Annotated in this window: 12 protein-coding genes and 1 pseudogene; 7 read left to right on the top strand and 6 right to left on the bottom strand. The window is 64.7% G+C overall.

Annotation, left to right across the window (positions count from 1 at the left end; all coding sequences use genetic code 11):
* Positions 1-80: 80 nt before the first annotated feature.
* Together HWX36_RS13745 and HWX36_RS13750 are read right to left on the bottom strand one after the other, a co-directional pair.
* Positions 81-1151, bottom strand: a complete 1071-nt coding sequence (locus HWX36_RS13745; protein ID WP_175952632.1) for an MBL fold metallo-hydrolase — start codon at positions 1149-1151, stop codon at positions 81-83.
* 162 nt (positions 1152-1313) lie between these two features.
* Complete coding sequence (locus tag HWX36_RS13750; RefSeq protein WP_175952633.1) at positions 1314-1967, bottom strand: peroxiredoxin; 654 nt, start codon at positions 1965-1967, stop codon at positions 1314-1316.
* Positions 1968-3301: 1334 nt separating this feature from the next.
* Here HWX36_RS13750 and HWX36_RS13755 point away from each other — a divergent pair.
* Positions 3302-3769: an avidin/streptavidin family protein gene (locus HWX36_RS13755; RefSeq protein WP_175952634.1), complete on the top strand. Its 468-nt coding sequence runs from the start codon at positions 3302-3304 to the stop codon at positions 3767-3769.
* Between the two features lie 344 nt (positions 3770-4113).
* On the opposite strand, the pseudogene HWX36_RS37140 reads toward HWX36_RS13755, so the two are convergent.
* A pseudogene (locus HWX36_RS37140) lies at positions 4114-4594 on the bottom strand (hypothetical protein); the annotation flags it as partial.
* Between the two features lie 286 nt (positions 4595-4880).
* Here HWX36_RS37140 and HWX36_RS37145 point away from each other — a divergent pair.
* From HWX36_RS37145 to HWX36_RS13770, 3 genes are all read left to right on the top strand, one after another.
* Positions 4881-5576 (top strand): tyrosine-type recombinase/integrase, encoded by a 696-nt coding sequence (locus HWX36_RS37145; RefSeq protein ID WP_244136416.1) that lies wholly within the window; start codon positions 4881-4883, stop codon positions 5574-5576.
* A gap of 221 nt (positions 5577-5797) precedes the next feature.
* Positions 5798-6703 (top strand): HTH-type transcriptional regulator ArgP, encoded by a 906-nt coding sequence (locus HWX36_RS13765; RefSeq protein WP_175952635.1) that lies wholly within the window; start codon positions 5798-5800, stop codon positions 6701-6703.
* 138 nt (positions 6704-6841) lie between these two features.
* Positions 6842-7054 (top strand): DUF1059 domain-containing protein, encoded by a 213-nt coding sequence (locus HWX36_RS13770; RefSeq protein ID WP_175952636.1) that lies wholly within the window; start codon positions 6842-6844, stop codon positions 7052-7054.
* Between the two features lie 114 nt (positions 7055-7168).
* Here HWX36_RS13770 and ltaE read toward each other — a convergent pair whose 3' ends face one another.
* The 3 genes from ltaE to HWX36_RS13785 all read right to left on the bottom strand — a co-directional run bounded on the left by ltaE (position 7169) and on the right by HWX36_RS13785 (position 9244).
* Positions 7169-8182, bottom strand: a complete 1014-nt coding sequence (gene ltaE / locus HWX36_RS13775; protein WP_175952637.1) for a low-specificity L-threonine aldolase — start codon at positions 8180-8182, stop codon at positions 7169-7171.
* Positions 8183-8349: 167 nt separating this feature from the next.
* The gene (locus HWX36_RS13780) at positions 8350-8904 is read right to left on the bottom strand and encodes a YMGG-like glycine zipper-containing protein (protein WP_175952638.1); all 555 of its coding nucleotides are present in this window, start codon (positions 8902-8904) and stop codon (positions 8350-8352) included.
* 13 nt (positions 8905-8917) lie between these two features.
* On the bottom strand, positions 8918-9244 hold the full coding sequence (locus HWX36_RS13785) for a hypothetical protein (RefSeq protein WP_175952639.1): 327 nt from the start codon (positions 9242-9244) through the stop codon (positions 8918-8920).
* A 502-nt stretch (positions 9245-9746) separates the two neighbouring features.
* Here HWX36_RS13785 and HWX36_RS13790 point away from each other — a divergent pair.
* The 3 genes from HWX36_RS13790 to HWX36_RS13800 are packed head-to-tail and all read left to right on the top strand — an operon-like array spanning position 9747 to position 12348.
* Positions 9747-11159: a cytochrome ubiquinol oxidase subunit I gene (locus HWX36_RS13790; protein ID WP_175952640.1), complete on the top strand. Its 1413-nt coding sequence runs from the start codon at positions 9747-9749 to the stop codon at positions 11157-11159.
* A 30-nt stretch (positions 11160-11189) separates the two neighbouring features.
* Complete coding sequence (cydB, locus tag HWX36_RS13795; protein ID WP_175952641.1) at positions 11190-12197, top strand: cytochrome d ubiquinol oxidase subunit II; 1008 nt, start codon at positions 11190-11192, stop codon at positions 12195-12197.
* Positions 12169-12348: a hypothetical protein gene (locus tag HWX36_RS13800; RefSeq protein ID WP_175952642.1), complete on the top strand. Its 180-nt coding sequence runs from the start codon at positions 12169-12171 to the stop codon at positions 12346-12348. The genes cydB and HWX36_RS13800 overlap by 29 nt, the downstream gene beginning before the upstream one ends.
* Positions 12349-12414: the final 66 nt, after the last annotated feature.

Raw genomic sequence — 12414 nt, forward strand, 5'->3', positions numbered from 1 at the left:
TGATCGGATACCTTCACGACGAACGGCACGCGGCCGTTTCGACAGCAACCCGGAATTTTTTTGTCGTGCGACTCGGGCCGTTACGACCGGCCGTCCGTCACGACGCGCCCTTCGGCACGCCAGCGCAGCATCCCGCCGCCGAGATTCGCGACCGCGTCGAAGCCGGCCTTCCGCAGGATCACGGTCGCCTGTGCGGATCGCCCGCCGGCCCGGCACACGGTCACGACCGGCCGGTCGCGCGCAATCTCGCCGGCGCGTGCGGCCAGTTCGCCGAGCGGGATGGGCGTCGCACCGGGCAGATGGCCGAGCGGGCCCGTGAATTCGTCCGGTTCGCGCACGTCGACGACCTGCACGGCCGGCAGATGATCCTCGAGCCATTGCGGATCGATTTCCCAGAATCCGGCGAACGTATAGACGAGCGGCGCCCAGTCGGCTGCCGCCTGCGCGTCGGGCGCGTGCGCGGCGACGCCGCATTGCAGGTTCGCCGGCACCGCGACGTCGATCTGGCGCGGATGCGCGAGCCCGAGGTTGCGCATGTAGCCCGCGAAATCGTCTTCGCTCAGATCGCCGCCGAGACGCGGATTGAAGCGCCGCTCCTCGCCGACGCTCGTCACCGTGAGCCCGCGATAGTCGTGAGCCGGATACAGCAGGCACGCGGCCGGCAGCGTGAAGAGCCGGCCGTGCACCGCGCGATACAGCGCGCGCGGGTCGCCCTGCTGGAAGTCGGTGCGGCCCGTGCCGCGGATCAGCAGGCAATCGCCGGTGAACGCCATCGATTCGTCGTCGAGCACGAGGCTGATGCAGCCGCTCGTGTGGCCGGGCGTCGCGCGCACGGTGAGGTAGCGCGCGCCGAAGGCGCAGCGGTCGCCGTCGTTCAGATAACGATCGGCGCCCTGCGCGCCGCTCGCGGCCGAGATCGCGATCGTGCTGCCCGTGCGTTGCTTCAGCAGCCATGCGCCCGTCACATGATCGGCATGCACGTGCGTGTCGACGGTCGCGACGAGCCGCAACCCGAGCTCGTCGAGCAGCGCCGCGTCGCGGCGCACCTGCTCGAATACGGGATCGATCAGCACCGCTTCGCGCGACGCGCTGTCGGCGAGCAGGTACGTGTACGTCGACGATTGCGGGTCGAAGAGTTGCCGGAAGATCATCGCGAAGTCGCTCCGTCGCTGGTTGATGCTTGTTTGATGCTTGTTTGATGCGTGCTTGATGCGTGCTTGATACGCATTGCCCGGCCCGCGCCGCTGCTGTCGCTGTCGCGCGGGCCGCCCCGTCGTGGTCCTTCATGGCCGGCATCCGGCCGGCACGGCGCGTCAGCGCGGCTGCGTCACGTAGCGCAGGTACGGCTTCAGCGTCCGGAAGCCTTCCGGATACTTCTGCTTCGCAGCATCGTCCGACACCGACGTCGGAATGATGACATCGTCGCCGGGCTTCCAGTTCACCGGTGTCGCCACCGTATGCTTCGCGTTGAGCTGGAGTGCGTCGAGCAGGCGCAGTACCTCGTCGAAGTTGCGCCCCGCGCTCATCGGATAGACGAGCATCGCCTTGACCTTCTTGTCCGGCCCGATGACGAACACCGAGCGCACGGTCGCGTTGTCGACCGCCGTGCGCGGGCCGCCGCTCGCATTCAGATGAATCATGTCGTACAGTTTCGCGACCTTCAGTTCGTCGTCGCCGATCAGCGGATAGTTGACCGCGTGCCCCTGCGTTTCAGCGATATCCGTCACCCACTTGCGATGATCACTGACCGGATCGATCGACAGCCCGATGATCTTCGTGTTGCGCTTGTCGAATTCCGGCTTGAGCCCGGCCATGTAGCCGAGTTCGGTCGTGCACACCGGCGTGAAATCCTTCGGATGGGAAAACAGGATGGCCCAGTGGTCGCCGATCCATTCATGAAAGCGGATCGTTCCCTCGGTGGTCTCCGCGGTGAAATCGGGCGCGTCCTCGCCTAGTCGAATCGACATGTTCGTCTCCATCAAGTGGGAATCGTCACGACGCCCGCGTCGCGGCTTGCGCGCGACGCGCGATCGTCCGCGTGCGAAGTGCCGGCATGGCACATGCCGGGTTCCGCGCGTTCCTATAGCGTAGGTCAAAATGCACGCGCCACCGGCGTGCGGCTTACCGTGGTCGATTCCGACGACGAATGCGGTGCAACCGGACGTTGCGCCGCACCCGGCCGCTTGTACGCACTGACTTACACGACCGGCGGCTCCCGCCTTGCGTTCACTGGAATTCCACCGACATGTCGATGACGATCGATCATCAAGGCTCGCTGCACCTCAAGAGCGCGGAGCCGTGCTGAGGCCCGGCCGGCACGCTACCCGCCACCGCCGGTTCGACTTTATTTCCACACATAGGTCAATTTCTTGCCTACAGCTGCAGGACCGCGAAGGTTCGGAAACCAATGATGAAACGTTGGTTTTGCAGACACGGTAAAACGCCCATCGCCGACTAGCCGAACCTTATTCATCGGGTTAAACGCCCTGGTTGTGTCAATGAATCAGCGGATCGGCCAGGCACGCGGGCAGAGCCGGGAAGAAGCACTGCTGTATCAAGCATTCGAAGATGGGGCACCATCGACTGCCGTGCTAGCCGTACTGAGTTTGCGCACCCACGCCGTCGTCGCGATCCGCCGAATCACTGCGCAGACCCGATGGGTCGTATCCAGAAACGCGCCCGGTGCTTCGATCTTCATCCCACGTCGACCAGATCTCACGCGGTCCAACGCTCGCCGACTTGCATCGTATTGCTGCGTCTCCAAAGTAAAAAAACGCGAGGCTTTCACCTAGCGGATTTCGTCTTCTATTGGTGCATCTGCCCCACGAGGAGGGACTGCACCTACGTGACATCAATGATCCGGCACATAATCAAAAAAATAATCGACAACAATTTCATTTAATTCACTACCCCCACGACGCCCGAAAAATTCAGCCCCGCATCACCACAAATCCGACATTTATTGAACCGGCAAATTCACCAAAATCAAATTTGCATTCTTGCAAATCCCTCTCGATCAACCTATTCTGAATTTCAAATTAACACCCCAGATAAAAATACACATTGAATTATCAAACATCCAAGACCATTCTCGCTTGATCAATTTTTCCCGCCATTGTTAATGGAAACGATCGCACCAATAAATCACCCACTCGATCAAATCTCTTAAAGGGATGATTGCCGCCACCAGGAATCATCAGTCGAGCTCGCACAATTATGTGTCGGATTGGGGGGTCAGGTTCACCGCAGCGTGGTTGAGCCCATATGCGGGGTCCGCACAATCACACGAAAGGAAGCCAAAATGAAGAAAACGCTCGCGTCGCTCGCTATCCTGGGGACGCTCACATCACCCTCATGGGCCGAAACAGCTCTCTCTCCCCCAACTTGCCAGAACCCGATCGGCTCGTGGCGCAATGAGCTGGGCTCAACCATGAAAATCGGCGCCGTTTCGGGAACGGGTGCCATTCAAGGCACGTATATTTCGCCTTCCGGAACAACAGGGCAGACTTTTGCGCTCTCAGGTTGGTACTATGCCGCGCCGCCTTCAAATAGCGGGCTTGATCAAGTTACGCTGCTTACTTTTTCCGTAAACTGGAACAATAGCTCAGCCAGCTACAACAGCATTACGACGTGGTCAGGACTTTGTCGAGTGACGAACGGCACGCCGACTATCACTGCGCTCTACTACTACGCAAACGCTTTCGCCCAGTTTTCGTGGAAGCACACCAATGTAGGGCAAGATGTTTTCACACCGAGCGGCTCACAGTAAGGAGGCCGCATTCCCTATTCCCGAACCCACCTCACGTGTCAGTGTCAGGACTTGAAACGAAAGCGCCCCGCTGCCGAAGAATCGGCGCGGGGGCGCGGGTTGAGCCGCTCACAAAAGAGCCCTGAGAACTTTCGCGCTCAGGGCTTCGGCATTCATTTCGTCAGGGCGAACGCCCGCCCAACAAATCCCGACAGACAGTTGTCGTTGTTGGTCGCGGCGCTCCCGCGATTCAGTACGCCTGTCGTGCGATTGTTGCGACACGAGTGTGCGGTCGCTCACGTATCCAGTGACGCGGTAAAGGATGCGCGGAATCTACGCGATCCGCTCTTGAAATGGACTCCGTTTCATCCCCGCAATCGCCGACACAATGTGTCGTACACCGATCCATCTACCGTATCCAACAGCGCGAGCATGTCGTGAAAGCGCCACGACCGGTTCCGCCGATACTCGTCGAGCGACATGCCGAGCGCGTGCGCGCCGACCAGCGTCATCGACCTGCCGCTAGCCGGAACCGGGACAGTCGGAACAGTCGGGACAAATGTGCCGCCCCCTCCTATCCGAAGCCGGCGGCGCAGCGATTCTCCCCAACCCGCCGCAGTCGTCGCTTAGTTCGCATTCCAGAAAGACCAACGACCCGTTACGCCCTTCGAAGAACTGGATACGTTTCCGATACACACACCTTTTCGCTGCCCCCACGTACATCGCACACGTGCGTTGACATCGTGACGGGACGCACGCGACGCACGACGCCCGCCCCCCGCACTCGACGCACTGGTCGTTCACCCACTCATCCGGCAACCGGAGCGCGAACCGCTCGGCGATGTCGGGCGGTGTAGCGAATTCGGCCTGAAATTCTGAAATCGAAATCGTCCGGTTACAATGCCGATCGACCGGTGCGGCCGGAAGGAAAGGCGCGTTACCAAGGTCCATCCGAAAGCGCGGCGGCGTCTATTACGTCGATCTTCGTACGCCAGGCGGGGAAAGAATACGCCGCTCTTGCGGGACTTCCGACCGGAAGGAAGCTGAGGCGTACCACGACACGCTGAAAGCGAAACTTTGGCGCGTGCATAAGCTTGGAGAACGGCGGCGCTGCGTCTACGAGGAGGCCGTGGTGAGATACCTCAACGAGCACGCAGCGAAGCGAAATGATGTCCACTTCGTGGGGCACCCAAGACACTTCGGCACGTATTTTCAGGGGTGCCACATCGACTCCCGAACGGTGGCCGAGATCATGGAAGCGCTTCCGGAAAAGTGTGGCCGCTGGCGTCCGGACAAGGCTGCCTCGGTAGCAACACGAAACCGGCATCTTGCAACGATTCGCGGCATGCTCAACGCTGCCGCAAGGTGGGAGTGGATCGATCGAGCACCGATACCGAAGTGCACCAAAGCGTCCAGCAAGCGGATGCGCTGGATCACGAAAGAGGAGGCGCCGTGGCTACTTCGCGAACTCAATCGCGACCGGATGCGTGATGCTGCAGCCTTTGGGTTTGCGACCGGGCTTAGACAAGCCAGCATTCTCGGCCTCGAATGGCCGCAGCTCGATCTGGTTACTCGTCGCGCATGGATTCATCCAGATCAGGCGAAGGCGCGCAAGTCGATCGGCGTTCCTCTGAACAGCAAGGCGATCGGACTCATCCGCAAGCAGATCGGCAAGCATCACCGGTTTGTATTCGTCCGAAACGGCAAGCGGATCACGTCGTGGGATCGAGAGCAATGGCTCGCCGCATGTGCGCGGGCCAGCGTCGAGAATATTCGATTCCACGATGTGCGGCACACCTGGGCTAGCTGCCACCGCTTGAGCGACTGAAGGAGCCGGGTGGATGGTCGAGTTCCGACATGCTTCTCCGGTACGCGCATCCAGCGCCAGACCATCTGGCACGACATGCCGAATCGGTCACAGTTTGGTCCCAAGGTGGGACCGATTTCCATGGCACACTGGATCATCGCGCGTCATGATCGGCCGCAACACCATAACCAACCAGGCTCCATCGTTTTGAGTATCACAATCTGTCTCGGGCTATCTGATCCATGTCTCTGACGATCGATCCGAAGCAGGCCGCCGCGCTGCTGGCCGTCGCCGACACGGGCAGCTTCGAGCAGGCGGCCGTGCGCCTGCACGTGACCGCCTCTGCCGTCACGCAGCGGGTCCGCGCGCTGGAGGCGAGCCTCGGCACGCCGCTCGTGCTGCGCACGCGGCCGTGCCGCCCGACGGTGGCCGGGCAGCGCGTGCTGCAGCACCTGCGCCGCGTCGCGCTGCTGCAGGCCGACCTGCAAAGCACGCTCGCGACCGAGCGCGAATCGCCGATCTCCGTCACGATCGCGCTCAATTCCGACAGCCTCGGCACGTGGTTTCTGCCGGCGCTGACGTCGGTGCTCGCGGGCGAGCGCATCCTGTTCGAGTTGATCGTCGAGGATCAGGACCACACGTTCGCGCTGCTCGAAAGCGGGATGGCGGTCGGCTGCGTGACGACCGAGCCGAAGCCGATGCGCGGCTGCCTCGCGACGCCGCTCGGCACGATGCGCTACCGGCTGCTCGCGGCCGCCGCGTTCGCGGTGCGCTGGTTTCCGCGCGGGCTGAACCGCACGAGCGCGCGCAAGGCGCCCGTCGTCGCGTATTCGCGGCGCGATACGCTGCAGTCGTCGTTCCTGAAGGAGAAGTTCGGGTTGCCCGAGGGCGCGTACCCGTGCCACTACGTGCCGGGCACCCATTCGCACTTCGCGGCGGTGCGCCACGGGCTCGGCTACGCGATGGTGCCGGAGCCGCTGATCGGCAGTGCGCCGCTCGACACGCAGGGGCTCGTCGATCTCGCGCCCGCGCATCCGACCGACGTCACGCTCTACTGGCACGCGTGGACCGTGCAATCGCCGACGATGGCGTCATTGTCCAAGCGGGTCGTCGAAGCGGCGCGCCGGCTGCTCGCGCCGCTGCCGTGACGCGCGTTTGCGCGGCGCGGTACGCCTGACGGCGAGAATCGCCGCCGCGCCGCCTATACTTTTTCCATCGGCCCCGCGAGCGCGCCGCGCGGCCGATCACGCACATCCGGCCATGCCCTTTCCCGCAAGGAGAACATCATGTCTCGCCGCTACATCGATTGCCGCGAGTTTCCCAGCACGATGCATTGCTCGGTCGCGATTTCCGCCGACTCCGACAAGGAACTCCTGGAGGCCGCCGTGCAACATGCGGTGCTGGTGCACCAGCACGCCGACAGCGCCGAACTGCGCACGCAACTGCAGGCGCTGTTCCACGACGGCACACCGCCCGCCGACGCACCCCGCAAAGCATAATCCGCCGGCTCGCCCGATATCGACAGACGGATCGCCCCGTCGCCCCCGTCGCCTCTCCGCCTCCTGCTTCGCGCCACATCGGGCCGGCGCCCCCGCCGGCCGGCGCATTCCACCTTACGCGCGGCGCGGCGCGAAATACGTCCCGACCGCGTCGATAAACGTATCGATATCGGCGCGCGACACGTCGCAGTGCGTGACGAAGCGCGACGCGTACAGCATCTGCGTGAGAATCCCGCGCGCCTTGAGCCACGCCTCGAGCGGCGCGCAATCGGCTTCGGGGAATTGCGCGAACACCATGTTCGTCGCGTGCGACAGCACCTTCACAGAGTCGATGCGTGCGAGGCCTTCGGCGAGATGCGCGGCATTCGCGTGATCGTCCGCGAGCCGCTCGACGTTGTGGTCGAGCGCATACAGGCAGGCCGCCGCGAGAATGCCCGACTGGCGCATCGCGCCGCCGAGCACCTTGCGCCAGCGCTGCGCACGCTCGATCAGCACACGGTTGCCGACCAGCACCGAGCCGACGGGTGCACCGAGCCCTTTCGAGAAGCAGATCGACACGCTGTCGAACGGCGCGCACAGCTCGGCGATCGAACGGCCCGACGCGACGGCCGCGTTGCACACACGCGCGCCGTCGAGGTGGAGGGACAGCCCGCGGCTGCGCGCGAACGCGGCGGCTTCCTGCACATAGCCTTCCGGCAAGACCTGGCCACCGATCGTGTTTTCGAGCGCGAGCAGGCGCGTGCGGGCGAAGTGATTGTCGATCGGCTTGATCGCCGCGGCGATCTTCGCGAGCGGCAGCGTGCCGTCCGGCGCGTTCTCGATCGGCTGCGGCTGGATGCTGCCCAGCACGGCCGCACCGCCGCCTTCGTACTTGTAGGTGTGCGCGAGCTGGCCGACGATGTACTCGTCGCCACGCTCGCAATGGGCCATCAGTGCGGCCAGGTTGCTCTGCGTGCCGCTCGGGAAGAACAGGCCGGCTTCCTTCCCGGCCCGCTCCGCCATCACCGCCTGCAGGCGCAGCACGGTCGGGTCGTCACCCCATACGTCGTCGCCGGTTTCGGCGGCAGTCATCGCGGCCAGCATTGCCTGGCTCGGACGTGTCACGGTATCGCTGCGTAAATCGATCATCGCTGAGTCCTGGGTAAACGCGGACCGGAACCGATGGGCCCGGCCCTGCCGAAACGAGACTCAGAGTGTACGCAATTCATCCGGCGTGTGCGTACCGACGGTCGATGCGCGCACGGCGTACCCGGCGCACCTGCGCGCCATGCCGCACGACACCGCCCGGACCACCATCAGTAACGCGGCGGCGGCGGCTGAACGCCTGCTGGCGGCATCGGCGGCGCCGCACGCGGTGCGCCGTCATATCCGCCACCGCCATACCCGCCACCGCCACCACCGCCGCTCATCCCGCCCGGCACCGGCACGCGGTTGCCGGTCGCGTACATGCATTGCAGGTAGCCGTAGTCGTAACGGCGCTGAATGTCGTAGGCCGAGCCTTGCGCCGCACCGGCGCCGACCACGCTGCCCGCGAGCAGCCCCGCGCCCGCGCCGACGGCCGCACCCGTGCCGCCGTTGAACGCCGCGCCTGCCGCCGCACCCAGTGCCGTGCCGACCGCCGCGCTGCCGACCGCGCTCGCGGTCGACGCCTGGCTCGCGCTCACGCCGCCCGATTGCTGGAACGCGTATTGACGGCAGTTCGCATCGTCGGCGCGGAACTGGTCGAACGACTTGCCGGTGCCGGGCAGCGCCATCACGCTCGGCCCGGTCGGCATGTACGCGCACGCGCCGAGCAGGCCGGCCAGCGCCAGCGCGGCCGGCACGCGCAAAGGTCGAAATACGGATTTCATCGTCGCGTCTCCGTCATTGCGGCCGCGCCGGCACCGATCGCCAGCCCGACTTGCAGGTCTTCACATACGGGTAGTAATGCTTCGACGCGTCGCAGTAGTACCAGACGTTCGCGTCGCCATCGTCCTGCGGCTGCCCCTTCTCGACGTACTCGGGCGGCGGCCCCGGATCGACGGGCACCGCGACGACGGGCGACGGGTAGTAGTAAGGCGCAGGGACGACGGGGTAGTAATACGGGTAGCCGGGGCCGATATAGACCCCGACCCGGGCGGCATGCGCCACGCCGCCCGTCGCGATCGCCACTGCGGCCACCGCGCCCAGTGCGAGCTTCAATCCATTCACGTCACGTTCTCCGGCTGGCGGTTCGTCGATGCGAACCCGATATACCGAACGCTACGCCGCGCGCGATCCGCCATCCATTACAGGCGCACGCGCCAATGTTGCGCGGCGTTACCAATGTGACAGACCCCATCGGCCACGGCCCGCCGGCGCGACCGGGCGTGTTACGCGTTAACGCATTGCAACGGTTCGGCCGTGCACCGGCGCCGCACGGGGCGATGTCACGCGGCGTTTGCATCCGCACCAAACCGTTCCAATGACGCGACGCGCCATATTGACGCACGTGCGTCAGACCGCCACGCCGCGACCGCTCGCGCCGCGAGCAGCCTTCTTGATACGAATCAACGATTTACCCCGAAATCGCGCGCGGCGGGCTGGACATCTGCGACGAGTTGGCGCATTTCGCGGCGCAACATCGCGGCCCATACTCCAGCCAACCCCGACGCCCGTCCGCAGGGGGCCGCCGGCACCCGCCGGCGGGTATCGTCAGCCTCGGTCAACTGGTATGGACACCGCTCTTTCGGCCCTCGATCTGGCCCGCCTGCAATTCGCGTTCACCGTCTCCTTTCACATCGTCTTCCCGGCGCTGAGCATCGGCCTCGCCAGCTTCATCGCCGTGCTCGAATATCGCTGGCTGAAAACCGGCAAGCAGTACTACAAGACCCTCTGCCTGTTCTGGTCGAAGATCTTCGCCGTCGCGTTCGGGATGGGCGTCGTCTCCGGCGTCGTGATGAGCTACCAGTTCGGCACGAACTGGTCGGGCTTCTCGAGCTTCGCCGGCGCGGTCACCGGGCCGCTGCTGATGTACGAGGTCATGACCGCGTTCTTCCTCGAGGCCGGCTTCCTCGGCATCATGCTGTTCGGCTGGAACCGCGTGAGCCCGCGCGCGCACTTCGGCGCGACGCTGATGGTCGCGATCGGCACGCTGATCTCCACGTTCTGGATCCTCGCGTCGAACAGCTGGATGCAGACGCCGCAGGGCTTCGAGATCGTCGACGGCCGCGTCGTGCCGACCGACTGGTTCGCGATCATCTTCAACCCGTCGTTTCCGTATCGCCTGTTCCACATGGCGATCGCCGCGTTCATCGTCGCCGCGCTGGTCGTGGCCGCGACCGGCGCATGGCACCTGCTGAAAGGCCGCCGCGACAAGGGCGTGAAGAAGATGTTCTCGATGGCGCTGTGGCTGCTGCTCGTGCTCGCGCCGCTGCAGGCGGTGATCGGCGACCAGCACGGCATCAACACGCTGAAGCACCAGCCCGCGAAGATCGCCGCGATCGAAGGGCTGTGGGAAACCGAGAAGGGCGGCACGCCGCTCAACCTGTTCGGCATTCCGGACATGAAGGCGGAAACGACCCGCTACGCGGTGAAGGTGCCGCACCTCGGCAGCCTGATCCTCACGCACAGCTGGGACGGCGAGATCCGCGGCCTGAAGGAATTCCCGCCGGAAGACCGCCCGAATTCGACCGTCGTGTTCTGGAGCTTCCGGATCATGGTCGGCCTCGGCTTCGCGATGATCGGCCTCGCCGCGCTCGCGTGGCTCCTGCGCCGCCGCGGCCGCCTGTATGAATCGAAGGGGTTCCAGCGCTTCGCGCTCGTGATGGGCCCGACCGGCTTCGTGTCGCTGCTCGCGGGCTGGGTGACAACCGAAGCGGGCCGCCAGCCGTGGGTCGTGTATGGCGTGATGCGCACCGCGCACGCCGTGTCGCCGCTGTCGGTGCAGCAGGTCAGCCTGTCGATGATGACGTTCGTGATCGTGTATTTCCTCGTGTTCGGCACCGGCGTGTACTACATGCTGAAGCTGATGAAGGCCGGCCCCGCGCTGCCCGACGTGAAGCACGACGACACGCCCGACACGCGCCCCGATCACACCGCGCGCCGCCCGATGTCGGCCGTCGACGAGCCGCTCGAGACCGTCTGAGCCCCACCCTTTCCGCACACGAGAAAACCTATGGACGTCACCGTAATCTGGGCCGCGATCATCGCATTGGGGCTCTTCATGTACGTCGTGCTCGACGGCTTCGACCTCGGCATCGGCATCGTCTTCCCGTTCTTCCCGGACGAGAAGGAACGCGACCTGATGATGAACACGGTCGCGCCCGTGTGGGACGGCAACGAGACGTGGCTCGTGCTCGGCGGCGCCGGGCTGTTCGCGGTGTTCCCGGTCGTCTATTCGACCGTGCTGTCCGCGCTGTACCTGCCGCTGATCTTCATGCTGGTGTGCCTGATCTTCCGCGGCGTGTCGTTCGAGATCCGCGCGAAGGCGCGGCGCACGAAGCAGCTGTGGGATCTCGCGTTCATCGGCGGCTCGGCCGGCGCGACGTTCTTCCAGGGGATCGCGCTCGGCGCGTTCCTGCAGGGCATCAACGTGAAGGACGGCGTGTTCGCGGGCGATGCCTTCGACTGGCTCACGCCGTTCAGCCTGCTGACCGGCCTCGGCCTGATCGTGACCTATGCGCTGCTCGGCTGCTGCTGGCTCGTCGCGAAGACGGAGGGCGACCTCCAGCGGCGCCTGCATCGCGTCGTATGGCCGCTGACGGTCGTGCTGCTCGGCTTCATCGCGGTCGTCAGCCTGTGGACGCCGCTGCAGGATCCGGCGATCGCGCAGCGCTGGTTCGATTCGGGGCTTTTCTGGCGCCTGCTGCCGGTGCCGTTCCTGGTCGCCGGGTGCGCGGTGTGGATGCGCCGCGCGGTGCGCGACCGGCATGACATGACCCCGTTCGTGCTTGCGCTGGCACTCGTGCTGCTCGGCTACGTCGGCCTGCTCGTCACGCTGTTCCCGTATGCGATTCCTCAGACGATGACGATCTGGGAAGCCGCGGCGCCGCGTTCCAGCCAGACCTTCACGCTGGTCGGCGCAGCGGTTATCCTCCCGATCATCATCGCCTACACGACGATGGGTTACTGGGTATTCCGAGGCAAGGTGCGCCATGAAGACCAGCATTACTACCACCACTGATTCCGCCGAACGCCCCGCTGCGGCGCCGCGGTCGCGGATGCGCGGCTGGATGTGGTTCGTCGTCCTGTGGGCGGGCGGCGTGATCGGCGCCGTCACGCTCGGCTATGCGTTCAAGATCTTCATGAACCTGACGCTGTTTGCAATGAAATAGGCCTCACCCGCGTGGCACGCCGGGGCGCATCCCGGCGCTGCCACGCTGCCGGGGTGGTTGCATGCC

Origin of the sequence: Burkholderia sp. BCC0405 (assembly GCF_902833075.1) — a bacterium.
Taxonomy (GTDB): domain Bacteria; phylum Pseudomonadota; class Gammaproteobacteria; order Burkholderiales; family Burkholderiaceae; genus Burkholderia.

Coding starts and splice junctions, on each gene's coding strand:
- ltaE (WP_175952637.1), bottom strand. CDS start 8,182: ATGATCGATTTACGCAGCGATACCGTGACACGTCCGAGCCAGGCAATG.
- HWX36_RS13745 (WP_175952632.1), bottom strand. CDS start 1,151: ATGATCTTCCGGCAACTCTTCGACCCGCAATCGTCGACGTACACGTAC.
- HWX36_RS13770 (WP_175952636.1), top strand. CDS start 6,842: ATGTCTCGCCGCTACATCGATTGCCGCGAGTTTCCCAGCACGATGCAT.
- HWX36_RS13750 (WP_175952633.1), bottom strand. CDS start 1,967: ATGTCGATTCGACTAGGCGAGGACGCGCCCGATTTCACCGCGGAGACC.
- HWX36_RS13790 (WP_175952640.1), top strand. CDS start 9,747: ATGGACACCGCTCTTTCGGCCCTCGATCTGGCCCGCCTGCAATTCGCG.
- HWX36_RS13765 (WP_175952635.1), top strand. CDS start 5,798: ATGTCTCTGACGATCGATCCGAAGCAGGCCGCCGCGCTGCTGGCCGTC.
- cydB (WP_175952641.1), top strand. CDS start 11,190: ATGGACGTCACCGTAATCTGGGCCGCGATCATCGCATTGGGGCTCTTC.
- HWX36_RS13780 (WP_175952638.1), bottom strand. CDS start 8,904: ATGAAATCCGTATTTCGACCTTTGCGCGTGCCGGCCGCGCTGGCGCTG.
- HWX36_RS13800 (WP_175952642.1), top strand. CDS start 12,169: ATGAAGACCAGCATTACTACCACCACTGATTCCGCCGAACGCCCCGCT.
- HWX36_RS13755 (WP_175952634.1), top strand. CDS start 3,302: ATGAAGAAAACGCTCGCGTCGCTCGCTATCCTGGGGACGCTCACATCA.